Here is a 24,230-nt window from a genome sequence, read left to right on the forward strand (position 1 = left end):
TTATGGGGTATGAGTCACAATATTAAAGGAAGTGCGTTACCGCATGTGGTCATCGTCGGCGGTGGCTTTGCCGGTATCCAAGCGGCACGTGGCCTTCGCGAGGCACCCGTGCGGGTAACGCTCATTGATAAGAATCCGTACACCACGTTCAAGCCGCTGCTTTTCCAAGTGGCTTCGGGCGCTCTTAACGCGGGGGATATTACCTACAACCTGCGCGCATTGCGGAGCAAGCAGAAGAATCTGCGTTTCGTGCTCGGGGAGCTCCAGCACGTGGATACGGATAATAAGATCATCGAGCTCGATGACGAGCGCACGATGGCTTATGACTACCTCGTCCTCGCCACCGGTGTGAGCGCTGCTTACTTCGGTATTAAGGGCGCCGCGGAGCACACCTTGCCGATGTACACGCGCGATGAAGCGCTTCAGGTACGCGACCGGCTCTACGGGCTGCTGGACGGCATGGATGCCGCCGAAAATCCCGGGCCGTTCCGGGTGGTTGTGTGCGGTGCGGGCCCCACCGGCGTGGAAACCGCCGGCGCCATTGCCGAATTGCGCAATTTCGATTTCGAGACGCTCTATCCCAGCATCGATACCGAGCAATTCGAGATCATCCTCGTGGATATGGCACCCACGGTCCTCGGGCCTTTCGATGAGAAGAGCCGTAACGCCGCCCACCGCGCTCTCGAAGATCGCGGCGTGAAAGTGCTTCTCAACCAGGCCGTTTCCGCGGTGGAGGACAACCGCATCCTGGTGAAGAACACCAAGACGGAAGAAGAAGAGTGGATTGACGCCTCGCTGATCGTCTGGTCCTCCGGTGTGGGAGTTCCGCCCGAGGTCAAGGAATGGAGCGTGCCGCAAGGGGCGCGCGGGCGCATCCAGGTGAACGAACACTTCCAGGTGGAAGGGGTCGACGGCGTTTTCGCTGCCGGCGACGTTGCTGTGAGCGGCGAACGTGGGCTTCCGCAGCTGGCTCAACCCGCTATCCAGGGCGGGCGGCATATCGCCAAGGTCATCTCCAATAATCTGGCGGGCAGGGAAACCGAGCCTTTCGAGTACTTCAATAAGGGCACCATGGCCACCGTGGGCGTTGGTTTCGCGGTCACCGAAATCCCGCATCTTCCGGCCATTACCGGGAAGTTCTCCTGGCTCATGTGGAATGCCCTGCATATCCAGCAGCTCCAGTCCGGGCGGGAAATGTTCGCGACCTTCGCCAACCTCGCCTCAAAGTACTTCCTCTTCCCCAAGCGCCACGATGTGATCGTGGGGGATATCCATCCCTTCTCGCGGCGAGCACGCCAGGGGACTGTAAGTGCCTCTCCGAAGCTGGATAGCGAAGAATGGGAGAAGGTCGGAGCCTAAGGCGCCGGTGGTGATATCCGTAGCGAGGTGCTGCCACTAACGGTTGTGCTCATAACGGTAGTGCAACTAACAGCGCCGCCAATAACGGTAGTGCCAATAAACGGCGGTGCCGCGCCGATCCGGAACGTAGCGGGCCGGGGGATGGCTACCTCAAGATTTTTCTGTCGTAACCTCATGCCATCATTCAGGTATGAATGAGATACTGCCAGAAGATGTCCAGGTAGCCCTATCCCTCGGCCCGCCCTCAGGTCCCGTGCTGGATCTGTCCTATTCGCGGTGGCCGCTACGGATAGCTACGCTTAGTTGGTACCTACCCGCCTCCGGCGGGTAGTGAGATGAATACGCGCGTTTCCACTTTCTTGGTATTTTAAGTGTGAAGTGCCTCGGGTCATGATCGCGTCGTGGCCATCGCTCGTTACGGAAGGAATACTCATGAGCGAACAGAATAACCAGTTCCCTGATAATAACCCCGGTTATGGTCAGCAGAGCCCCCAGCCGGAACAGCAGTCCTACCAGCAGGGCTTTGACCAGCAAAATCAGCAGAGCCAGCAGAATCAGGCGCAGGGCCAGCCCTATATCCCCGCTCCGCAGCAGGGCCAGTGGGCACCTTCAGCCTACTCGGCGCCGGGCTACGGCTACCCGCCTCAGCCCCAGCAGCCGCACAACCCTTCCGGTTTCGCGGCCCTGTTCTCCACGAACTTCTCCACTCGGGTAGCGCGTTCTATCGCGCCGATCATCATGATCCTTGCTTTTATCGTGGCCGGCTGCCATGTGCTCGTCTCGCTTTTCGCGATGATTAGCATTTTCGGTGAATACACTCCCACCACGGTTGCGCTCGCCGGAGTCCTCAGTTTCCTCCTCAGCCTCGTGGTTGCTGTCCTTATTATTGGCGGGGCCCGGTTGCTCTGCGAAGCAGCCATCAAAGACGAACAATAAGCAGGTCTAGCACACCTGGCCGGGCCGCGGGCTTCTCACCAGCCAGCTGCCCTGCCGCGCGAAACCCACCAGCGGGCTGATACATCGCGATGTATCAGCCCGCTGCGTCGTCGTAAGAATACGTGGGTATCGGACCGGATCTGTGCATCAAGCCGGCCATTATTTCGCATCTGCGCGGCCCATGCACCATACTGTGGCTATGACGTCTTACCGCCTTATTGCTTTTGACCTGGACGATACCCTGGCGCCTTCCAAATCCGCGCTGCCCGAACGCATGGCGCGGGCCCTGCGGGCATTGCTGGATACTTACGAGGTGTGCGTGATTTCCGGCGGGCAATTTGGGCAGTTCGAAAGCCAGCTCCTGGAAGGACTGGACGGCACTCCCGCGGAGCTCGCGCGCCTCCACCTTATGCCCACCTGCGGAACCCGCTACCTTGTTCACGATGTGGGGCAGTGGCGCGATGTGTACGTCCGCAACCTCACCGCGGAAGAACGCCGGGACGCGGCACTGGCCCTGGAAGAAGAAGCGCGCCGGCTCGGTCTGTGGGAAAGCACCACCTGGGGGGAGATCCTGGAAGACCGCGGCTCCCAAGTCACGTTCTCCGCGCTTGGGCAAAGCGCACCGCTGGAGGCGAAACGTGCTTGGGATCCGAGTGGGGAAAAGAAAAACGCGCTGCGAGAAGCTGTCGCAGCGCGTCTGCCGCACCTGGAAGTGCGCTCGGGCGGTTCAACTTCCGTGGATATTACCCGCAAAGGCGTGGACAAAGCCTACGGAATTGCAGAGCTTTCCAAACAAACCGGTATCCCCATCGCGCAGATGCTTTTTGTGGGGGACCGGCTCGACCCGGCCGGTAACGACTACCCGGTGACCCGGCTCGGAATCGACACCCACGCGGTGCGGGACTGGACCGACACCGCCGAATTCATTGAGAACCTGGTGGGGCTGGCCTAAACCGCTGCGCGCGCGGGCCTCAAGCCTTGCCCCCAACGCGGGTCTAAGCGAGTTCGCCTAGGCGAGGGAACCGAGTTGCTCGGGAACGAACTCCTCCCAGCCCTGTTCGCGTAGGGCCGCGCGCAGTTCCTCCATCGCCGCATCCAATTCGGCGCCGGGCACATCCTTGCGAGCCGAAGCGAAACTGGTGACGTTTTCCGAATCCGCGGGAATAACGTGCAGGTGGGTGTGGGGCACGCCTAGGCCGGCGATGACCAGCATCGCCCGATCCACCCCGAAAGCCGCGATCTGGGCTTTGCCGATGCGCTTGGCAACGATGAAAAGATGCGCCGCCGTGTCATCATCAAGATCGGTGAAGCGATCAATTTCCGCGCGTGGCACAACCAGAACATGCCCGCGGGCGTGCGGTTCAAGAGTTGCGAAAGCAACGCATACGTCGTCGGCCCAAACAAAACGACCCGGAATCTCACCGGCAATAATTTTTGAAAAGACGCTCATGGTTCCAGTCTAGCCGCCGGCTTCGGTGGCGCGCGGATGCCGGCTGCATAGGCCGCGGTTGCCAGCACCGCCTTCCCGCTGTGGACGACCTGAGATTTGTCGTAGGAGAGAGCTACAATTGACCGAAGTCGACCGTCGAAAAGGAGTACCCTTGAGCGCTGAGGATATGACCCAGTTCCGCTACACCGCGGAGCTGGCTAATGAGATCGAAGCCCACTGGCAGGAACGCTGGGAAGAGGAAGGTGCCTTCTACGCCGCGAACCCGGTTGGGGATCTCGCGGGTGATACCTCGGCGCCGAAGTTCTTCATCCAGGACATGTTCCCCTATCCTTCCGGGCGCGGCCTGCACGTGGGCCATCCGCTCGGCTATATCGCCACGGATACCGTGGCCCGCTACCACCGCATGAAGGGTGAGAACGTCCTCTACACCATGGGCTACGACGCCTTCGGACTTCCCGCCGAACAATTCGCGGTACAAAACGGCAAGCACCCGGCCATCACCACCGCGGAAAATATTGCCAATATGGCCGCCCAGCTGCATCGCCTGGGGCTCTCTCACGATTCGCGCCGCGTTTTCTCCACCACCGATATTGAGTACGTGAAGTGGACCCAGTGGATTTTCACCAAGGTATTCAATTCCTGGTTTGACCCGGATTACCCGCGCCGGGACGGGCGCGGCAACGGCGCTGCCCGGCCCATCGAGGAACTCGAAGCGAAATTCGCTAGCGGGGAAAAGGCCACTCCGGATGGCCGGCCGTGGGAGGAACTCTCCAAGAAAGAAAAGGCGGAGGCGCTCAGCGAATACCGCCTGGTGTATATCAAGGAAGCACCCGTTAACTGGTGCCCGGGCCTGGGAACGGTGCTCGCCAATGAGGAAGTGACCGCGGAAGGGCGCTCCGAACGCGGCAACTTCCCGGTGTTCCGCCGTAATCTCGCCCAGTGGATGATGCGGATTACCGCCTACGCGGATCGCCTCGTCAGCGATCTGGATACCATTGACTGGCCGGATAAAGTGCGGGCCATGCAGCAGAACTGGATCGGGCGCTCCCACGGGGCCACGGTTCGCTTCGAGCTTTCTGACGGCTCCGGGCGGGTCCTGGATGTGTATACCACCCGCCCCGATACCCTCTTCGGGGCCAGCTTCATGGCCGTTGCCCCTGAACACGCCGCCCTGGGCGGAACCGAGCCCGGCGCGGAAGCCGATGCGCAGGCCCTTCAGGTTCCCGATAGCTGGCCGGAAGGCACCCGCGAAGAGTGGACTGGCGGATACGCCACCCCGCGCGAAGCGGTAGCGGCCTACCGGGCGCGCGCCGCCGCGAAATCCGATATGGAACGCACCTCGGATACCCACGAAAAGACCGGCGTTTTCTCCGGGCTTTTCGGGATCAACCCGGTCAACGGTGCCAAGGTTCCGGTGTTCGTGGCAGATTATGTGCTGGTCGGTTACGGTACCGGCGCCATCATGGCTGTTCCCGCCCACGATGACCGCGACTGGGCTTTCGCGCGCGAATACAATCTTGACGTTATCCGCACCATCGGCCCGGCGGAGGACCCGTACGGCCCGAACCTGGAAGAAGGCGCCTACACCGGGGATGGCATCCTCGTCGATTCCGCCAATGAGAGCATCTCCCTCAACGGCATGAGTAAAACGGAATCCATGGCCGCTATTATCGCCTGGCTGGAAGAACGCGGCGCCGGAACCGCTACCGTCACCTACCGCCTGCACGATTGGCTCTTCTCGCGCCAGCGCTACTGGGGTGAACCCTTCCCGATCGTCTGGGATGAGGAGGGGATTGCACACGCGCTACCCGAATCGATGCTCCCCTTGGAGCTGCCCGAAATGGAAGACTTCTCGCCCGCGTCTTATGATGCCGACGACGCAGATTCGCTGCCTCAACCCCCGCTGGAACGCAATCCGGAATGGGTGAATGTGGAGCTTGACCTGGGCGACGGCCTCAAGAAGTACCGCCGCGAAACCAATACCATGCCGCAGTGGGCTGGCTCGTGCTGGTACGAATTGCGCTATGTGGATCCCACCAATGCCGATAGCTTCTGCGCCCCGGAAAACGAAGCCTACTGGATGGGCCCGCGGCCCGAGTCCGGTAACACCTCCGGAGGGGTGGATTTGTACGTGGGCGGCGTCGAACATGCTGTGCTCCACCTGCTGTATGCGCGTTTCTGGCACAAGGTTCTCTTTGATCTGGGCTATGTTTCTTCCTCCGAGCCGTTCCACAAGCTCTTCAACCAGGGCTACGTGCAGGCATATGCCTATACCGATGCCCGCGGGGCCTATGTGCCGGCCGATGAGGTAGAAGAACGCGAAGAAAACGGGGAAGCGGTCTTCTACTACCAGGGGGAGAAAGTCAATCGGGAATACGGGAAGATGGGCAAATCCCTCAAGAACATCATCACGCCCGATGATATGGCTGACCAGTACGGTGCGGATACCTTCCGTGTCTACGAAATGTCCATGGGGCCCCTCGATGTTTCCCGCCCCTGGGATACCCGCGCGGTGGTGGGTTCGCAGCGCTTCCTGCAGCGGCTGTGGCGCAATATCGTTGATGAACGCACCGGCGAGGTGACGGTCAGCGATGCGGCTCCCGATACCGAGACCGCGAAGCTGCTGGCCCGCACCATCGCGGGAGTGGCCGACGATTACGACGATATGCGTATCAATACCGCGATCTCCAAGCTCATCGTGCTCAATAACCACCTCACCGGGTTGGAGGCGGTGCCGCGGGAAGCCGCCTGCGCTATTGTGGCGATGGTGGCCCCGGTGGCTCCCCATATCGCCGAAGAACTCTGGTCGCGTTTGGGCCAGTCCGGCCTGGTGGCGCGCGCTGCATTCCCGCAGGTCAGTGATGCCTCGCTGCTGGTGGATGACACCGTGACCTGCGTGGTGCAGGTGAAGGGTAAAGTCCGGGCCCGCCTGGAAGTACCCCAGGATATTTCCGATGCGGATCTGACCGCTCGGGCCCTAGCTGAAGAACGGGTGCAGTCCTTCCTGGACGGCGAACCGCGCAAGATTATTGTGCGGGCCCCCGGACTCATTAATATCGTTCCGTAAAGCGGATATTGCTGTGGGCGCGGGCCGGGTTCAGACCCAGAATCCGGTCCCGCACCCGGAACCCAGCTCAAGCTCAGAACTCGGGCACTCATCCAAGGGAAGGAACCCGCGGGAGTAAGGAGGACATCGTGGCACGTATGCGCATCACGACGCACGACTTTGACGGTAAACCGGCATGGCTTCTCAGCGCGCCCGGCGGAGCCAGCGCCCTCGTGGCGGCACGCGGTGCCACTCTCCTCTCCTGGTCTCCTGATGGCGAGGTGTTTTCCGGGTACCGCAACGCTGCTGAGTTGGAGGAGGCTGCCGGTGGGCGCGGGTTGATTGAGGCACCTTGGGTGGGGCCGCTCGCCGGTGGGCGCTACACCTGGGATGGGCAAAGCTACCAGCTGGAGGCGGATACCAGCGGGCGCTGCCTGCGCGTCCACGATTGCGAATTCCAGCGCGAACGCTCCGCGGATGCCCTTATTTTGCGGGCGGAACTTCCCGCGGTCACCGGCTACCCCTGGCCGATAGGCCTGCAAGTGGTGTACGCGCTGGGGGATTCCAGCGCGGGCACCCACAATCTTTCCGTTAGCGTGGAAGTGACAAACCGCGGTGAAAGCTGCGCCCCGGTGGCGCTCGCGTGGAACGGGTACATGCGTTTCCCGCAGCTTGCCTCCATTTCAAAAATGTCGGCAACGGTCAGCGCGCGCACCAAAATCGCCGCCGATGCCCAAGGAATCCCGGCCCCCGGAGATGCCGCGCTTACCGGGGTGAGCACCCCGGTGGAGTGGCCGGTGCTCGGAGCTAGCCGGATCGACTCCACCTTTACCTCGCTGGTACCTACCAGCGACGGCGTCGTGGCAACCGTCCTGACCGATCCGGCCCGCGAACGCGATATTATCCTCGCTCAGGAACCCAGCGAAGCACCCTATGTGCGGCTGTGGACCGGGGATACGCTGGAGCGCGGCGCGCGGGAAGCGCTCCTGGTGGCCCCGGCTTCCGCCCTGCCCAATGCATTTAATCGCTCGGATCAGGTGGGGCGGGTGGCCCTCGCCCCGGGCCAGTCCCGCAGCCTCACCGTCACCATCAGCTATCCGGCCGGCGCTAGCGGCGCCGCCCGAAAATCGAATTAATAATCGAGCGGCCCAGGGACCGCCCGGCGCTGCGCACCACCGAATCGATGGCGGCATCGCGGCGCCGCGCCTGGCGCTCAGCCTCCTTCTCGGCATTCCGCTGAGCCCGCTGGGCGGCCCGCTCGGCTTCGCGTTCGGCGGCCGCCAGCTTTTTCTCCGCCTCGCGGGCGGCCTTCTTCGCCGCAGCCTCCTCGGTCCGCCGTTGCTCTTCAGCTTCTTTAGCTGCCGCCGCCGCGGCTTCCAGCTGCGCGCGCCGCTCGGCAACCGCGCGGGCCGCGCCCTCGCTCGCGGCCTCCCCGGAAAGAGGAGCAGGCCGGGGTGTTTTCCCTAGGGCTGTGCTCAAGGCAGCCGGGCTGGCCGGGCCCATGACGGAGCGCGGCGCCCACAGCCGGGTCGGGGCCACGGCCGTAGGGGCGCCGTCGTCGCCCAAACCCGTGACCACAGCTTCACCGGTCCCTAGCGCGGGCAGCACGGCCGCAATATCCAGGGGCGAGAAGGGGAAAGTTTTTGCCGTTTCCTTGAGAACCTTGACGTCCTTGGGGGTGTGGGCGCGCAGGGCATGGTGAATCCGGGTGCCCAGCTGCGCGAGCACCGATTCGGGAATATCCTGCGGGGTTTGGGTGACGAAGAAAACACCTACGCCCTTGGAACGGATGAGGCGCACCACCCGGGTTACTTCGTCCACGAAGTTCCGGGACGCCCCGGAGAACAGCAGATGCGCTTCGTCGAAGAAAAACACCAGGCGGGGCAGGGGAGTATCGCCCACCTCGGGCAGGTCGGAAAAGAGCCGGCTGAGCACCCACATCGTGAACGTGGAGAAAAGTTCGGGCATATCGCGTACGTCCGGTAGCTCAAGGGCGGAAATAACGCCGCGCTCGCCTTCGTGGGTAATGAGTTCGCTCGGGCTGAAGGACGGGCGCTGGAAGAACATATCCCCACCCTGCGCCGCCAGTGCGGAGACCTCGCGCAAAATCACCCCGGCGGTCGCGGTAGACACCCCGCCGATACCGGAAAGCTCTGCCCTCCCGTCCGTGGTCAAATAATGGAGCACCTCGCGCAGGTCCTCCAGGGTGTACAGGCGCAGATCCTCCTGCTCCGCCCACGCGAAAACCAAAGCCAGTGCCGATTCCTGGGTGTCATTTAGTTTCAGGGCCCGCGCCAGCAGCAACGCACCGAAATCCTCCACCGTGGACCGCAGCGGCACCCCGGTCGTTTCGGTGAGGGAATACAGATGCAGCGGGAACGAGGCCCCCGCCCATTCCTGCCCCAGAGCCCGGGTGCGTGCCGTGAGCTTATCGGAAGCCGTGCCCGCCTCGCACAAGCCGGAAAGATCGCCCTTAATATCGGTAAGGAACACGGCCACGCCGGCCGCGCTCAGCTGTTCAGCCAGCAGCTGGAGGGTACGAGTTTTCCCGGTTCCGGTTGCCCCGCACACCAGCCCGTGCCGATTGAAACTCGCGAAAGGCAGCCGCACCAGCACGTCGGGCCGCGGATTCCCGGCCGAATCCAGGTAGGCGCCCAGGGTGAGAGCCGGGCCGGATACCTGGTAGCTGCGCGCCACCTCGCTCGCGTAATCGTCATTGGTGGGTTGCGGGGATTGTTCCGGGGAGTCTTGCGGCGACGACGCCGCCGGCTGCACGGGTGGGCGCTTCTCTGCCGCGGTGGCGGTTTCAGTGGTGTTCCCTGTCGGCGTGTTTCCCGCAATATCGGATGCGGCCTGTGCCGTGGTGGTGGGCGGGGTATCAGTGGCAATTGTGGCGGCGAGTGCGGCATCGAGGCGAGCCTGGGCGAGTTCGGCTTCCGCGCGGGCAGCTTTGGCAGCGGCTTCGGCCGCCTCGGCGCGCAAGCGGGCAATATCGGCGTCGTTCATACCAATATTGTAGAGCGGCGGTGGCAGGAACTATCCACAGCTGGCCAAACGTTAGCGTTATCCCCACGCGTGCCGGAGCGCCGGCGCGGGCCGCGTGCGGGCGCGCATGATAGGCCCATGACTACCTCATTACCGCACCCAGCCCCGCGCCTCAGCCTGCCTCGTACCGATCCGGTACCGGAGGCCGGCCTGGATCCGAGCTCGGATCGACCGCCGGGTAGGAGCGCTTTTGGGCCGCCGGGCCGCAGTGCGGTACGGGATTTCGCGGCTCTTGCCCTCGGGGCGGGTACTGGTGAAGATATCGCCGTGCTTACCACGCCCGCGCAAGCATCGCGGTGGCGCTGGTCTCCCCGAACACTTGGCGCTTTCGCCATTGCTTTACTGGGCGGGCTCCTCATTCTTGGGGTGCTGGCCTGGCTCGGGCGTGGGGGAGGCGCGGCTTCCGCTAGCCTCGCCGCGGTACCGTCCGGGAGCAGCGTGGCCGGCCCGGTCTCTACCACCGAAGGCCCGGCCGTGGTTTCCTCCGGCCCGCCAGCTTCCGCGGGTGCATCCGAAGGCGGAGCGGCACGAAGCGAATCTGGGCCGGCCACCCCCACCGCGGGCGAATCCAGTCCCACAACTATCGTCGCCTATATTTCCGGCGAGGTGACCACCCCGGGGGTATATAGCGCTCCCGGAGGAGCCCGGGTGAATGACCTGGTGGAATTAGCCGGCGGACTCACCCCGAATGCGGACGGCGCCGCGATCAATCTTGCCGAACCCGTAACAGACGGCTCCCATATCCACATACCCGCACCCGGTGAAACACCGCGAGCGCTGTCCGGTTCGGGAGGCAGTACGAGCCCGGGTGGGAGCGGCGGCAGTAAAGGTGGAAAGAATGGCGGCGCTGGAGGTGGAGGCGGTGGTGCCGGTGGTGGGGGATCCGGGAAAAACAATCCCGGTGCTCTTATTAACCTCAATACTGCCTCGGCCAGCGACTTGGAGACCCTGCCCGGGGTAGGCCCGGCCACCGCCCGGGATATTCTCAGCTGGAGAGAAACTAACGGCCCTTTCACGTCCCCGGAGGATCTCCTCGAGGTCCCCGGTATTGGGCCAGCTAAATTCACTAAGCTGTCCGCCCTGGTGACAGTATGACCGGCGTTCGCTCCCGCGCCCTTACCCGTGCCCGTCCTCGCGGCAGGCAGCGCGGCTCGGCATCCGTGAACGCCGGCCACGGTCAAGATATGCGCCTCCTCCCACCGGCTGGTGCTGCCCTGGGTGGGGCGTGGGCGGCGCTGAATGGGCACGCGCAGCTCGCATTCCTCGGCGCTGGCCTGTGCCTCGCGGCAGCCTGGGCGGTAGCCGGCCGCGCCCGCTCCCATCCGCAGCTGCGTGGGAAGGCAAGCGGGGTGGTGTTAAGCATCCTCGCGGTGGCCTGCACAGGGAGTGCTGCCAGTATCGCCGGGCTACTTTCCCTCTCCGCGGCACATATCCCAGTGGTCAAGGCAAGCGTGGAACTGGAAGCCGCTATCGCGACCCGTCCGGAGCCCTCCACCACACCGTGGGGAGAAGGAAAATGCACCGCGCTCCTGCGCCCTCGCACAATCACCACCGCGGGCCCGAACGGGGTGCGACTCGAAGCCGGCCCGCGTGCCCGCATCCGCGCGGAGCTTCCCTGCACCGCACTGGCCGGCCAATACGTGATGGGCCACGGCCGGCTCACCCCGGTGGAAGGGCGGCGCGAAAGTGCCCGCTGGTCCGGGCCCGCACTCCAGCTAAGTGGAAGCGGCGCGTTCAGTGCGCGCGTTGTCCACCGCATCGATACTGCGCTCGCTGCGCTGCTTTCTGACCGCCCCGAACACGCCCGCGGCCTCATTCCCGGGGTAGCGCTAGGCGACGATACCCGGGTATCCCCAGAACTCGAAGAAGCTATGCGCACAACCGCCCTCACCCACCTCATTGCGGTATCCGGAGCTCATGTCTCTCTCGTCCTCGGCATCATTATTATGGCGGTTGGTCGAGCCCGGCCGCTGCGCACCGCCCTCGCCGGAGCAGTGGGTTTAGGCGGACTGGTGATTCTGGTGGGACCCGCACCCTCGGTCATCCGGGCGGCACTCATGGGCCTGGTGGTGCTGGTGGCACTCGGAATGAACCGCCGTAGCCAAGCCATCAATGCCCTGAGCTGTGCGAGCATCGCGGCTGCCCTCATGGATCCCTGGCTCGCAACCGGCTACGGTTTCCTGCTTTCTGCCAGTGCCACCCTCGGAATTATCTGCGGGGGATACCGGCTTACTGACTACCTCACCCGGTTCTTCCCAGGCACCCTGGCCCGGGTCATAGCTATTCCTTTGGTAGCCCAACTTTCCTGCCTACCCGTGCTCCTTCTCTTTACCGAAGCGGGGTCGCTATGGGCGGTCCCCGCTAATGCCCTCGTGGCACCCGTGGTCGCACCGCTCACCATTTTCGGACTTGTCGGCGCGCTCACGGCCCCGCTATTCCCCATGCTCGCCGGTCTCGCCATCTCCGGTGCCGCTTTATCTACGTGGTGGATCGACCAGGTAGCCCGCCTGCTCGCCTGCCTACCCGGCTCGGGAATTCCCCTCGTTCTTGCCGGCATCGGTCATATATGCGCGGTTCTGGCGCTCCTGGTGGTACCCCGCCTGAGTGCGGCCATTATTCTTGTGGGCGCGCTCGCGGCCCTCGGGTTATCGCGCTGGCCCGGGAGTGCCGCGATTCCTCCCAATTGGGCGGCGGTGCAATGCGATGTGGGCCAGGGATCAGCTTTCCTCTACCGGGTGCGCGGATACACAATCATGATCGACGTGGGGCCGCAAACCCCAGCCGCTGCCCGGTGCTTAGCGGATGCCCAGGTCAGTCATCTTGACCTGCTCATCCTCTCCCATTTCCACTCCGACCACGTAGAAGGATTACGTGACGTTCTCAATTCCACCACTATCAGCGCGGTATGGATATCACCAAATTCCGCCCCGAAGCCCCAGTCCCGCACCGCCCTGGAACTGCTCGAATCGCACTCCATTCCTGTCAGCGTAGTAGCCGCGGGAACAACACTGCGGGTAGATAATGTGCCCATTGCTCGGATTCTCAGCCCGCGGCCGGGTGCGCGTAGCATTCCTGAGGAAGCTAATGCCGATTCCCTCGTTGTCCTCCTCGACGCTGAAGGAGTAGATAAGCCGCGCCGGGCCGGTGGTAGCAGCTCGACCAGCGGCACTAGCTCACCCGGCGGCACTAGCTCACCCGGCGGCACTAGCTCACCCGGCGGCACCACCATGGCCGCCCAGCGCATTGTGGTTCTCGGGGATGCGACTGCCCCGGCCCAAGAACGCCTCGTGGGGGCGGTTGGGCCGGTTGATATCGCCGTCGTCGCCCATCATGGAAGCGCGGACCAATCCGAGCACCTCGCCCGTGAACTTGACCCCGCAATTGCCCTCATATCCGTAGGTGAGAACAGTTACGGGCACCCCTCCGCGCGCGTCTACGAACTCTATGCCGGCGCGCACATCTATCCGACCCTCACGTGCGGGGCAATAGCGTGGGCGGAAGGTGAGCTGGTATCAAAGTGCGCGGAACCGGTGCGGCCACCTGCCGTCCAACAGGTGAGTTATGACATGAGAGAATGGAGCCATGGCAGCCAAAGAACGCACCGTCGGGTACGACGCCCTCCGCTTAGAACCGGTCATCCTCATTATTGGTGCAGAGCCGGTGCTGGCCGAGCGCGCCTGGGCTCGGCTCGTGCGCCTCGCTCGCCAAGCACACCCCGAGGTGCAGGTCGTGCGCCTGGACGCTGCCTCCTACGAGCGCGGCTCCCTCGCCCTCCACACCTCACCCTCACTTTTCGGGGACCACCGCATCGTCGCCGTGACCGGCGCCGAACACATGAACGACGCGTTCCTGGCGGAAATGCTCGCCTACCTCCCGCAACCCAACGCGGATATCCCCGTGATTATCCAACACGGGGGAGGCACTCGCGGTAAAAAACTCCTCGATGCCATCGCGGCGGGGGGCTGGCAGGTAGCCCGCATCGAAAAAATCAAACGCGATGATGATAAAGCGCGTTTGGTGACGGCGGATGTGCGAGCCGCCGGGCGCAAAATCACGGACGGCGCGGTGCGGGCCCTCGTTGATGCACTCGGCCAGGACCTGCGCGAACTACTCAGTGCTACCGCCCAGCTCCTCGCCGATGTGGAGGGGATGATCACCGAAGACCATATTCGGGATTTCTACGCCGGGCGTAATGAAGCAACCCCCTTTGAGATCGCGGACGCGGCCCTGGCAGGGCGCACCGGCCAAGCTCTAGCGCTGGCCCGCCACGCTTTCGCCACCCGGGTCAATCCCGTCCCTATCGTGGCCGCGCTCGCGGCGAAACTGCGCCAGCTCGCCATCGTCCAGGCACCGGGAATCAGCCAGAAGGAATTGAAAATGGCGCCCTGGCAAGCTCAGCGGGCTCGCCGCGAAGCCCGCGGATGGAGCGATGCCGGGCTCGGGCAAGCCATCCGAGCGGTGGCGCTGGCCGATGAACAGGTCAAGGGTGCCTCCCGCGATCCGCAGTACGCCGTGGAACACGCGATTATTGCCATCGGGCGAGCCCGGCGCGGCAGGTAGTATCCGGCCGCGGTCGATAGGCCGCGCTGCGTCCAGTAACGCTCGGCGTACGCGGTAGTAGCTCGCCTAGCTTCACGCTGCCGCGGTCTCACACTTTCCCGCGCGTTCAGGCCCTTTCAGGAAACGTGGAATAATAAGGGATGTCCCGCGGCGGCGCGACAATGGCGTATCTGGAGCGCCGCCCACGCAGAACGCAGCACGGCAGTGCTGTACTGAGGAGCACTTTATGCTTGTTGGAATACCTAAAAGTACCCGCCCGGGTGACCCCCTGGTGGCGGGCACCCCCGATACCGTGGCCAAGCTCATCGCTTTGGGCTACGAGGTCGCGGTGGAAACGGGTGCGGGGGAGGCCTCGTCCTACCCCGATAGCCAGTACGAAAGCGCGGGCGCACGCCTCGTCTCCGCGCAAGAAGCCTGGGCCGCGGATATTGTGTTAGCCACCGACGCCCCGGATGTCAGCTACCTTGACCGCATGAGCCGCGGCGCCACCCTCATTGCGCGCATGAACCCGGCCGGCTCGCCCGAACTTATCGAGGAACTTTCGCGCCGCGAACTCACGGCCCTGGCGCTTGACGCAATTCCGCGTATTTCCCGCGCCCAGTCCATGGACGTACGTTCCTCCATGGCCAATATTTCCGGCTACCGGGCCGTGATCGAAGCCGCTTCCCACTTCGGGCGGCTTTTCACCGGCCAGGTCACTGCCGCCGGAAAAGTTCCCCCCGCCACCGTGTACGTTATCGGAGCGGGCGTCGCCGGGCTCGCCGCGGTCGGCACCGCCAATTCGATGGGCGCAATCGTCAAAGCAACGGACGTGCGTGCTGATGTGGCCGAACAGGTCCAGTCCATGGGCGCCGAATTCGTGGAGATCCCGGTGCGCCAGGAATCCGCGGACGGTTACGCCCGCGAAATGACCGCGGATCAGGCCAATGCAGCCGGGGTTGTCTACGCCCGGGAAGCCGCCGCCGCGGATATTGTTATTACGACGGCGCTCATCCCCGGCAAGCCGGCCCCGCTCCTTTTGGACTCGGAGGCAGTGGCCGCCATGAAACCCGGCAGCGTCATCGTGGATTTGGCGGCGGCCAACGGCGGAAACGTGGCCGGTACCCGCCCGGGAGAAATCGTCCACACCGTCAACGGTGTGACGATTATCGGCTACGAAGATCTCGCCTTGCGCCTGCCCGGCCAAGCCTCCCAGCTTTTCGGGCAAAACCTCGTCAACTTCCTCAAACTCACCACCCCGCAGAAGGATGGCCAGCTGGTCCTGGATACCGAGGATGATATTGTGCGCGGCATTCTGGTCACCCTCGGGGGAGCGGTGGCCTGGCCGCCCCCGCCCATCAAGGTCTCGGCCGCCCCGGCCGCACCCCCGGCGCCTCCCGCACCTCCGGCTGCGCCCGAACCGGCCCGCCCCAGCGCCGTGCGCTACCTGTGGGCCGGCCTGGCAGCGGCGGTAGCGCTGTGGATTCTCTTCACGGCCCCGCCGAGCATGACCTCGCATTTCATCGTGTTCATGCTGGCCTGCGTGGTGGGCTTCTACGTCATCACCTCGGTGACGCACGCGCTGCACACCCCGCTCATGTCCGTGACGAACGCGATTTCCGGAATCATCGTGGTGGGGGCAATCCTCCAGCTTGGTTCCGGGCATATAGCCGTGACCATCCTTGCCGCCATCGCCCTCACCATCGCATCCATCAATATTTTCGGTGGATTCCTGGTGACCGCGCGCATGCTGTCTATGTTTAAGAGGAGCTAAGCCGTGCTCACCACTATTAACGACGTCGTCACCCTCGCCGCCCCGAGCCTGGGCGGTCTCAAGGTCGCTGCTAGCGTGCAAACCGTCGCCTACCTGGTGGCGGCCCTGCTCTTCATCCTCGCCCTAGCCGGGCTGTCCAAACAGGAAACCGCGGCGAAAGGCAATATCCTGGGCGCCATCGGGATGCTGCTGGCCCTTGTTGCCACAATTATCGCGGTCCTTGCCTACCCCACGGAAGCTTCTTCCGTTGTTATTGTGCTGGTGCTTGTCCTTGCCCTCGTGGTGGGCGGCGGCATCGGGATCTGGCGGGCCCGCACCGTAGAAATGACGGGCATGCCCGAACTCATCGCCCTGCTGCATTCCTTCGTGGGCGCGGCAGCGGTGCTGGTGGGCTACAACTCCTTCCTCCAGCAACCCGGAGAAGATTTCTCCCCCACAAACGCCTTCCATATGGGCGAAGTGGGCTTGGCGGTGTTCATCGGCGCGATCACCTTCACCGGATCGGTATGCGCCTACCTGAAACTCGCGGGGAAGATCCCCGGCAAGCCGCTGGTGCTTCCGGCCCGCAATCTTCTCAATCTGCTGGCGATCCTGGCGTGCCTGGGGCTTATTATTTGGTTTGCCTGGACCCGCGGGGTGGGCGCCGGCCTCATTCCCCTCATCCTCATCACGATTATTGCGCTGCTGCTCGGGGCACATATGGTGCTCGCGATCGGCGGTGGCGATATGCCCGTCGTCGTATCAATGCTCAATTCCTACTCGGGGTGGGCGGCAGCGATGGCCGGCTTCACCCTCGGCAATGACCTCCTTATCATTACCGGTGCGCTGGTGGGGTCCTCGGGCGCGTACCTTTCTTACATCATGTGCAAGGCCATGAACCGTTCCTTCATTTCCGTGATCCTCGGCGGTTTTGGGTCCGACGGCGCAGTTACCGGGGAGGCGCGTGACTATGGCAGCCACACGGAAACCACCGCGGCGGAGGTGGCCCAAGAACTCGCGGATGCTAGCTCGGTGATTATTGCCCCCGGTTACGGTATGGCCGTGGCCCAGGCCCAATATCCGGTGGCGGAGCTGACGAAGAAGCTGCGCGATAACGGAACCGAGGTACGTTTCGCTATCCATCCGGTGGCCGGGCGCCTGCCCGGGCATATGAACGTGCTGCTGGCCGAAGCGAAAGTCCCCTATGACATCGTGGAAGAAATGGACGATATCAACGATTCCTTCGCGGATACCGATGTCGTGCTGGTTATCGGGGCGAATGACACGGTCAATCCTTCGGCTTCCGAGCCCGGTTCGCCCATCGCGGGTATGCCGGTGCTGCATGTGTGGGATGCCAAGAAGGTGATCGTATTCAAGCGGTCCATGGGCAATGCTGGCTATGCCGGGGTGCAGAACCCGCTGTTCTTTAATGAGAATACCGATATGCTGCTCGGCGATGCCAAGGCATCCGTGGATGCCATCAATGCGGCTTTCCCCGGTTAAGGTAGCCCGCTCCTGCGCCCAAGCCCGGGCGCGGCCGGAGCGAGCTGAACAACTATAACCGCTTAGGGAATCCCTCAGTTAGCGCAGGTGGCCGGAACACCTTTCAGGTTCCGGCCACCTGCGCTACGTGTATATCTAGCGACTCTTATAGATAAGTTTCTTTCAGAATTCTGACTTCAATTCGATTGTTGGATAGAAATATAACAAAACGTGATATGCACTAAATGAAGTGTTGCAAAAGTGTAATAGGAAATTGATTTACGGTAGCTGCGGCTCGTGTTACGGTGAAACCGTACCTGTAACAAGCGTCACAGGTATTCATATCTACGAAGGAGTTGCTATGTCTATCAAAAGTTTCGCTGTACTTCCTGTCACTCTCGCATTTGCCTGTGGCGGGTCTCTCCCGGCAGTTGTTGCCGGTAATGAGGTGCCGCAGGGGTCTCATGTAAATATGTCGATACCTGCCAGTGAGGATGACGCTCTCGCGCAAGACTTGGCGAAGGTGCTTATTGAAGCGGAAAGCGTGCCACCGGATGGTCAGCTTCGAACAACGGGATCCTTGCGGTGGAAGGTGACGAAAGAGCCGTCGCAAGAACTCTCCGTCATGGGTCGGGAGCAGGGCTACGCACCTCAGTTCCGAGTGACCGCAGGTTGGTATCTATACCTTTATCTCAACACGGACGAGCATAAGGCGATTGGTGGGGTAACCGGCAGGGTCCTTGGTAGTGCCATTTGCGGTGCCTTAGGGGTAACGGGTGTAGGAGGTATTGCCTGCGCGTCCGTTATAGGGGTGCTCGCAGGTTATCTAATGGGGAAGGGTGCACCCGGGCCAAATGAATGCGGAGAGCTTAGGTTGTTGTGGGGAGCGTTCACCCCGGTAGGTTATAAAATAATCAATCGCCCATGTAATGAGATCTAGGGAAGAAATATGCGCTCAAAAAGGTATTTTTATTTCTCACAACTTGCATTCGGGGCTACTCTGGGAGGCTGCATTGCGAACATATTGATAGGTGATCGCTGGTACGATTATGCTCTTATCCCCGGCCTTGTCACTCTTGCGTTATTCGGCTTTGCACTGTGGCACCGGCATCGTGAAAACGAAGTACGCGCTACGCTGCGTCGTTTGGAAGCGGAGCGCGAGCGCGAGGAAGAAGAGTGCGGAGAGCTCGGGATGCAGGGTGAATATCCACCCCGGTAGTTTATAAAAACATCAATCGTCCGTGCAATGAAATTTAAGGAGGAGGTATGCGTTCGAAGAGATATTTCATATGGGCAAGTTCGTGGCTCGGCGCAACGCTGGGTGTCGCGATAATGGGCTTAGTGAAAGATAACCGCTGGCACGATTCCGCTCTTATCCCCGGCCTTGTTACGCTTGGGCTATTCGGCCTTGCACTGTGGCAGTGGCACCGTGAAAACGAAGTACGCGCTACGCTGCGCCGTTTGGATACGGAACGCCGCGGTTTGGAAGAGGAACGCGAGAGCGAGCACGAAGGAGAAGAATGAGAAAATTCGCGCCGGATGCGAACGGATACGAAAAGCGGCTGGAACGCCTAGGTTCCAGCCGCTTTTCTCTAAGCATCAGCGCGGTAGATATAACAGATACAACCGCGCCGGGGCACAGCCTACTTGGCCAGTGCGTTCACGCGCTTAGCGAGCTTCGACTTGCGGTTCGCCGCCTGGTTGCGGTGAATAACACCCTTGGACACAGCCTTGTCCAGCTTGCGGGAGGCCGCGGCCAGGAGGGTTTCCGCCTCTTCGGCATTGCCGGCTTCCACGGCAAGGCGAGTCTTACGGATGTAGGTCTTCAGTTCCGACTTAACGGCCTGGTTGCGAAGGCGACGCTTCTCGTTCGTCAGAACGCGCTTCTTCTGCTGCTTGATATTAGCCAATGAAATATCTCTTTCGGTCAATCGCTAGGCGATAGATGAATATGGTCGGAGAGGGAAGCGTTCCTCGTAGGACTGCGGGCGTGGGGCACCCGTGGTTGTTACGAAAGAACAAGGACTTGCCACCCGACCGGTGAAAGTCCATCTCCAAACACTACCAGAATCAGGCGGTTTCGCGCGAGGCCTCGGTGTGAATCCCCTCTCCCGCGCGCTTGTCCAGCAGTGTATTCAGGAACGTGGTGACAGCCGGAAGATTCGCGATGCGGCGCAGGGTGACCGTGGCACCTGACGTCGTCGTCACAAGAAGGGAACCGGAGGTGCCGGTACCTGAAGGTTGCGCATCCACCCGTGCCACCGCGGCGAGCGGAAGATCGTGCCCGAGCTTCGTGAACACCCCGCGCCGAGTAATAATCCGGCGGTTGGTAATACTCACCGTGCTCATATACCACTGCAGCCACGGCCATCCGGCAATCGCAATAAGCGCGCCCGCCCCGACCGCCACCACCAGACACCCGGCCAGCGGCTGCCACCGAGCCGGCAGCGCTACCACCCCGAGCACCGCCAGGAACACCACCGCCGCGGCACCGAGCGCCCGCGGCAGCAAATGCCGGGCATCGGGGTGCATATGGACAAGGAGTTCTTCGCCGGTTCCGAGTAGTTTTTGCGACAGAGGCATACTAACCATCGTGCCACAAAGAAAACGCGGGCGTGTGAGGCGGCCGATAGCGTGGGGGAGAGAAACGCGAAGCTACGCGTTACGGTACGACGCCGCGCCTAGCTGCCAGCGCTGCGCATTCCTCAGTTATCCAAGCCGTAGCCACGCGCGGCCAGCTCCAAGCACGCCAGTGATTCGTCATGCGAGGTAGCCTGCACTGAAATCATGAGCTCATCGGCCTGCGCATCGCTGGCGAACTTTCGCAGATATTCACCCACCTCGGCCGCGTTCCCCACCGCGGTGTAGCGCAGCATATCGAGGATTTGGCGAGCCTGCGCGCTGTCCATCACCGCATCAAGATCCGCATCGGAGATATCGCGGCCCGGCGCCCCGCGCAGCAACATATTCCGGACCCGGGCCCGCTTGACCCGCTCAAATTCGCGGGCGGCTGCCTCCGAAGTTTCTGCCGCTGTTACATTCACCGCCGCAATAACATAGGGCTCGGCCAGTTCTTCCGAGGGCTGGAAATTCTCCCGGTAGTGGGCAATTGCCTCGTGGAGCAGGCGCGGAGCGAAATGGGAAGCGAAAGAATAGGGCAGGCCCAGCTGCGCGGCCAGATCCGCCCCGAAAAGCGAAGAACCCAGAATAATGAGGGGCACGTGGGTGCCCTGGCCCGGATAGGCCGCCACCCCCGGCACTCGGGAGGTATCCCCGAGGAATCCCTGGAGTTCCACCACATCACGCGGGAAGTTCTCATAGGCGCTGGCATCGCGGCGCAGCGCGTAGAGGGTACGGCTATCGGTGCCCGGGGCCCGCCCGAGTCCTAAATCAATACGCCCCGGATACATGTCCGCCAACGCCCCGAATTGTTCAGCAATGACGAGCGGGGAATGGTTGGGGAGCATCACCCCGCCCGCGCCCAGCCGAATCTGGGAGGTATGCGAGGCAACGTAGCCGATGATAATCGCGGGGGAGGAGGAGATCACCGTGGGCATATTGTGATGCTCGGTGTACCACACCCGGGTGTAGCCGGCGGCTTCGGCGCGCTTAGCAAGATCGACGCAGCGATGCAGGGCCGCGGCCGGAGCTTCGCCGTCGTACCGCGTAGCGAAATCTAACACTGACAAAGGAACATTCATGGCAAACTCCCGTGACCGATATATCCATATCCATTATGGTCCAAGGACTATACTTGAGCAGAGTTTATTGTGAAGGAGAGACGTGCCTATTTCTTCCGCTGAGGAATCGCGCGCCATTATTCCGGGCGCGACGGCGCCCGAGCGTATCCGAAATTTTTGCATTATTGCGCATATTGATCACGGAAAGTCCACGCTAGCTGACCGGATGCTCCAGCTCACCGGGATTGTGGAGCAGCGTGAAATGCGTGATCAATACCTGGACCGGATGGATATTGAGCGTGAGCGCGGCATCACCATCAAATCGCAGGCCGTGCGTTTGCCGTGGTCGGTGGAGGGGAAAGCCTACGCTCTCAATATGATCGACACCCCGGGCCACGTGGACTTTTCTTATGAGGTCAATCGTTCGCTGGCGGCCTGCGAAGGTGCGGTGCTGCTCGTGGATGCCACCCAGGGAATCGAAGCGCAAACCCTGGCCAATTTGTATATGGCCATGGAAAACGATCTCACGATTATTCCCGTCCTTAATAAAATCGATTTGCCTTCCGCGCAACCGGAAAAAATCGCCGAAGAAGTGGCCTCGCTCCTGGGTGTGGAACCGGAAGACTGCCTGGCAGTCTCCGGGAAAACGGGGGAGGGTGTGCCCGAGCTGCTCGACCGGATCGTCGCGGAGGTTCCCGCGCCGTCGGGGCGCCCGGACGGCCCGGCTCGCGCCATGATTTTCGATTCTGTTTACGATATTTATCGCGGGGTCGTCACCTATGTGCGTGTGGTTGATGGTGAGCTGACCACCCGTTCGAAGGTGCGCACCATGGCCACCCGCACCGAACACGAACTCCTGGAACTGGGCGTGATTTCCCCCGAACCCACGCCCACTACCGCGCTGGGCGCCGGGGAGGTCGGCTACCTCATCACCGGCGTGAAGGATGTGCGCCAAACCCGCGTGGGGGATACCGTGACCGGCGCTCGAGAAAGCGCCACCGAAGCCCTGCCCGGCTACCTCGATCCGAAACCGATGGTGTACTCCGGGATCTACCCGATGGATGGCTCCGATTTCCCGAACCTGCGCGAGGCCCTGGAAAAACTCAAGCTCAATGATGCTTCGCTGGTTTACGAACCGGAAAGCTCGGTGGCCCTCGGTTTCGGGTTCCGCTGTGGCTTCCTCGGTCTGCTCCACCTGGAGATTATTCGCGAACGCCTCGAGCGGGAATTCGACCTCGATATTATTGCCACCGCGCCCTCGGTGATCTACCGGGTCATCACGGATGCCGGTGAAGAACTCACGGTTACGAATCCTTCGGAATTCCCGGAAGGGAAAATTCGCGAGATTTACGAGCCGACCGTGCGCGCCACTATCCTGGCTCCTTCCGATTACGTGGGCTCCATTATGGAGCTGTGCCAGGAACGGCGCGGGGCGCTCCAGGGCATGGATTACCTCACCGCCGAACGGGTGGAGATTCACTACGTGCTGCCGCTGGCGGAGATCGTGACCGATTTCTTTGACCAGCTCAAATCGCGCACGAAGGGCTACGCTTCCCTCGATTACGATATTGCCGGTGAACAGCCCTCCGATCTGGTCAAGGTGGATGTGCTGCTCAATCACGAACAGGTCGATGCTTTCTCCGCCATCGTCCACAAGGACAAGGCCTACTCTTACGGCAATGAGATGACGAAGAAACTCAAGACCCTCATCCCGCGCCAGCAATTCGAAATTCCGGTGCAGGCCGCGGTGGGTTCGCGCATTATTGCCCGCGAAACCATCAAGGCGCTGCGTAAGGACGTGCTTTCCAAGTGCTACGGCGGCGACGTCTCGCGTAAACGCAAGCTGCTGGAGAAGCAGAAGGAAGGTAAGAAGCGCATGAAATCCATCGGGCGCGTGGACGTGCCCCAGGAAGCTTTCGTGGCGGCTCTCACCTCCGAAGCACCCACGGGGAAGTAGATATGTCCGAGCGTCCCGAAGATTTACGCGCGGCTCACCCGGATGCCGCGCCGCAGCAGCACGACGGCGCAGCCGGGCCCTCCGCACCCGAGCGCTCCCAATGGCGCATCCGCTCCTTCTCCTTGCGCGGTTCGCGCCTGGGTGCGCGCCACGAAGAAACGGTGGCTCGCCACCCCGAACTTTTTGTGCCGCTGGCACCCGGCCCCCAGGCCACCACGGTAGCCCTGGATTCGCGTTGTGACCTCGGGGAAGTTTTCGGCCGCGAGGCGCCGCTCGCCGTGGAAATCGGCCCCGGTTCGGGCGAGCACGGTGTTTCATTCGCCCAGCGCCATCCCGAATATAATGTGCTGCTCGTGGAAGCCTGGGCTCCCGGCGCGGCGCGCTGCGTCGCCAGTATTCTGCGCGCGGGCATTGAGAATGTGCGGGTGCTGGAGGCCGACGCCGCCCAAGCGCTCCCCGTCCTCTTTGGGCTGGAATGCGCGGGCCTGGCGCGCGGGGAAGACGTGACTGCTTGCGGGCCGGCGCGCAGTGCCACCCATCCGAATGCTGCGAATCCGCGTGCCGAGCAGGTGTGGACTTTCTTCCCCGATCCCTGGCGTAAAGCCCGCCACCATAAGCGCCGCCTGGTTGCTGCGCCTTTTGCCACGGTGGTGGCCGGAATGCTCCGGGAGGGGGGCGCCTGGCGGCTGGCCACGGATTGGGATAATTACGCGTGGCAGATGCGCGACGTCGTCGAATCATCCCCGTATTTCACGAATCCGCACGCCGGTGAACGCCCGGACCCCGCGGATCCCACCCCGGAACGCGGCGGTTTCGCGCCGCGCTGGGAGGAACGCGTGCTCACCCGTTTCGAGGAACGCGGCATCGCGGCCGGGCGCACCATCCATGATATTCTCGCGCTGCGCACCGCGCTGGAACCCGCGGCGCCCGAGCATACCGGTACCGCAGCACCCGCGGATACCGATACCGCGGCGCGAGCCTAG

At 62.5% G+C, this 24,230-nt stretch carries 17 protein-coding genes and 1 pseudogene; 13 read left to right on the top strand and 5 right to left on the bottom strand.

Features of this window, described 5'->3' with window-relative positions:
- Positions 1-9: 9 nt before the first annotated feature.
- From ACRQFC_RS02015 to ACRQFC_RS02025, 3 genes are all read left to right on the top strand, one after another.
- Positions 10-1,359: an NAD(P)/FAD-dependent oxidoreductase gene (locus ACRQFC_RS02015; RefSeq protein ID WP_244899278.1), complete on the top strand. Its 1,350-nt coding sequence runs from the start codon at positions 10-12 to the stop codon at positions 1,357-1,359.
- Between the two features lie 432 nt (positions 1,360-1,791).
- On the top strand, positions 1,792-2,295 hold the full coding sequence (locus ACRQFC_RS02020) for a hypothetical protein (RefSeq protein WP_101594986.1): 504 nt from the start codon (positions 1,792-1,794) through the stop codon (positions 2,293-2,295).
- Positions 2,296-2,494: 199 nt separating this feature from the next.
- Complete coding sequence (locus ACRQFC_RS02025; protein WP_101595227.1) at positions 2,495-3,247, top strand: HAD-IIB family hydrolase; 753 nt, start codon at positions 2,495-2,497, stop codon at positions 3,245-3,247.
- Between the two features lie 57 nt (positions 3,248-3,304).
- Here ACRQFC_RS02025 and ACRQFC_RS02030 read toward each other — a convergent pair whose 3' ends face one another.
- On the bottom strand, positions 3,305-3,745 hold the full coding sequence (locus ACRQFC_RS02030) for an HIT family protein (protein WP_101594982.1): 441 nt from the start codon (positions 3,743-3,745) through the stop codon (positions 3,305-3,307).
- A gap of 166 nt (positions 3,746-3,911) precedes the next feature.
- Here ACRQFC_RS02030 and ACRQFC_RS02035 point away from each other — a divergent pair, with 166 nt between their 5' ends.
- Together ACRQFC_RS02035 and ACRQFC_RS02040 are read left to right on the top strand one after the other, a co-directional pair.
- Positions 3,912-6,812, top strand: coding sequence for a leucine--tRNA ligase (locus ACRQFC_RS02035; protein ID WP_101594978.1), 2,901 nt, complete (start codon positions 3,912-3,914; stop codon positions 6,810-6,812).
- 137 nt (positions 6,813-6,949) lie between these two features.
- On the top strand, positions 6,950-7,927 hold the full coding sequence (locus ACRQFC_RS02040; protein ID WP_284896421.1) for an aldose 1-epimerase: 978 nt from the start codon (positions 6,950-6,952) through the stop codon (positions 7,925-7,927).
- Here ACRQFC_RS02040 and ACRQFC_RS02045 read toward each other — a convergent pair.
- Complete coding sequence (locus ACRQFC_RS02045; protein WP_284896355.1) at positions 7,899-9,797, bottom strand: helicase HerA-like domain-containing protein; 1,899 nt, start codon at positions 9,795-9,797, stop codon at positions 7,899-7,901. The two genes, ACRQFC_RS02040 and ACRQFC_RS02045, sit on opposite strands and share 29 nt — an antisense overlap.
- Before the next feature lie 117 nt (positions 9,798-9,914).
- On the opposite strand from ACRQFC_RS02045, the gene ACRQFC_RS02050 reads away from it, so the two are divergent.
- The 6 genes and pseudogenes from ACRQFC_RS02050 to ACRQFC_RS02075 all read left to right on the top strand — a co-directional run bounded on the left by ACRQFC_RS02050 (position 9,915) and on the right by ACRQFC_RS02075 (position 19,134).
- Positions 9,915-10,931: a ComEA family DNA-binding protein gene (locus ACRQFC_RS02050; protein ID WP_101594967.1), complete on the top strand. Its 1,017-nt coding sequence runs from the start codon at positions 9,915-9,917 to the stop codon at positions 10,929-10,931.
- 548 nt (positions 10,932-11,479) lie between these two features.
- A pseudogene (locus ACRQFC_RS02055) lies at positions 11,480-13,204 on the top strand (ComEC/Rec2 family competence protein); the annotation flags it as partial.
- Between the two features lie 214 nt (positions 13,205-13,418).
- The gene (gene holA / locus ACRQFC_RS02060; protein ID WP_101594964.1) at positions 13,419-14,396 is read left to right on the top strand and encodes a DNA polymerase III subunit delta; all 978 of its coding nucleotides are present in this window, start codon (positions 13,419-13,421) and stop codon (positions 14,394-14,396) included.
- A gap of 226 nt (positions 14,397-14,622) precedes the next feature.
- Positions 14,623-16,149 (top strand): Re/Si-specific NAD(P)(+) transhydrogenase subunit alpha, encoded by a 1,527-nt coding sequence (locus ACRQFC_RS02065; RefSeq protein WP_101594961.1) that lies wholly within the window; start codon positions 14,623-14,625, stop codon positions 16,147-16,149.
- 48 nt (positions 16,150-16,197) lie between these two features.
- On the top strand, positions 16,198-17,631 hold the full coding sequence (gene pntB, locus ACRQFC_RS02070; protein ID WP_180948638.1) for a Re/Si-specific NAD(P)(+) transhydrogenase subunit beta: 1,434 nt from the start codon (positions 16,198-16,200) through the stop codon (positions 17,629-17,631).
- Positions 17,632-18,951: 1,320 nt separating this feature from the next.
- A complete protein-coding gene (locus ACRQFC_RS02075) occupies positions 18,952-19,134 on the top strand; it encodes a hypothetical protein (RefSeq protein ID WP_101594951.1) in 183 nt (60 codons plus the stop codon).
- 119 nt (positions 19,135-19,253) lie between these two features.
- Here ACRQFC_RS02075 and rpsT read toward each other — a convergent pair whose 3' ends face one another.
- The 3 genes from rpsT to ACRQFC_RS02090 all read right to left on the bottom strand — a co-directional run bounded on the left by rpsT (position 19,254) and on the right by ACRQFC_RS02090 (position 21,293).
- On the bottom strand, positions 19,254-19,520 hold the full coding sequence (gene rpsT / locus ACRQFC_RS02080; protein WP_016442875.1) for a 30S ribosomal protein S20: 267 nt from the start codon (positions 19,518-19,520) through the stop codon (positions 19,254-19,256).
- Positions 19,521-19,680: 160 nt separating this feature from the next.
- Entirely contained in the window at positions 19,681-20,193 is a 513-nt protein-coding gene (locus ACRQFC_RS02085) for a PH domain-containing protein (protein WP_101594948.1), read from the bottom strand.
- A 122-nt stretch (positions 20,194-20,315) separates the two neighbouring features.
- Entirely contained in the window at positions 20,316-21,293 is a 978-nt protein-coding gene (locus tag ACRQFC_RS02090; protein ID WP_244899282.1) for an LLM class flavin-dependent oxidoreductase, read from the bottom strand.
- Positions 21,294-21,393: 100 nt separating this feature from the next.
- On the opposite strand from ACRQFC_RS02090, the gene lepA reads away from it, so the two are divergent.
- Both lepA and trmB read left to right on the top strand, forming a co-directional pair.
- The gene (gene lepA, locus ACRQFC_RS02095; protein ID WP_087070857.1) at positions 21,394-23,247 is read left to right on the top strand and encodes a translation elongation factor 4; all 1,854 of its coding nucleotides are present in this window, start codon (positions 21,394-21,396) and stop codon (positions 23,245-23,247) included.
- 2 nt (positions 23,248-23,249) lie between these two features.
- Entirely contained in the window at positions 23,250-24,230 is a 981-nt protein-coding gene (gene trmB / locus ACRQFC_RS02100; RefSeq protein ID WP_244899277.1) for a tRNA (guanine(46)-N(7))-methyltransferase TrmB, read from the top strand.

This window comes from Actinotignum inguinis (genome assembly GCF_051265835.1).
GTDB lineage: Bacteria > Actinomycetota > Actinomycetes > Actinomycetales > Actinomycetaceae > Actinotignum > Actinotignum timonense.

Bases quoted from the DNA above. Each gene is read 5' to 3' on its own strand.
- ACRQFC_RS02015 (WP_244899278.1), top strand. From the start codon at position 10: ATGAGTCACAATATTAAAGGAAGTGCGTTACCGCATGTGGTCATCGTC.
- ACRQFC_RS02050 (WP_101594967.1), top strand. From the start codon at position 9,915: ATGACTACCTCATTACCGCACCCAGCCCCGCGCCTCAGCCTGCCTCGT.
- ACRQFC_RS02040 (WP_284896421.1), top strand. From the start codon at position 6,950: ATGCGCATCACGACGCACGACTTTGACGGTAAACCGGCATGGCTTCTC.
- ACRQFC_RS02065 (WP_101594961.1), top strand. From the start codon at position 14,623: ATGCTTGTTGGAATACCTAAAAGTACCCGCCCGGGTGACCCCCTGGTG.
- ACRQFC_RS02025 (WP_101595227.1), top strand. From the start codon at position 2,495: ATGACGTCTTACCGCCTTATTGCTTTTGACCTGGACGATACCCTGGCG.
- trmB (WP_244899277.1), top strand. From the start codon at position 23,250: ATGTCCGAGCGTCCCGAAGATTTACGCGCGGCTCACCCGGATGCCGCG.
- ACRQFC_RS02085 (WP_101594948.1), bottom strand. From the start codon at position 20,193: ATGCCTCTGTCGCAAAAACTACTCGGAACCGGCGAAGAACTCCTTGTC.
- ACRQFC_RS02020 (WP_101594986.1), top strand. From the start codon at position 1,792: ATGAGCGAACAGAATAACCAGTTCCCTGATAATAACCCCGGTTATGGT.
- holA (WP_101594964.1), top strand. From the start codon at position 13,419: ATGGCAGCCAAAGAACGCACCGTCGGGTACGACGCCCTCCGCTTAGAA.
- ACRQFC_RS02030 (WP_101594982.1), bottom strand. From the start codon at position 3,745: ATGAGCGTCTTTTCAAAAATTATTGCCGGTGAGATTCCGGGTCGTTTT.
- ACRQFC_RS02045 (WP_284896355.1), bottom strand. From the start codon at position 9,797: ATGAACGACGCCGATATTGCCCGCTTGCGCGCCGAGGCGGCCGAAGCC.
- ACRQFC_RS02035 (WP_101594978.1), top strand. From the start codon at position 3,912: ATGACCCAGTTCCGCTACACCGCGGAGCTGGCTAATGAGATCGAAGCC.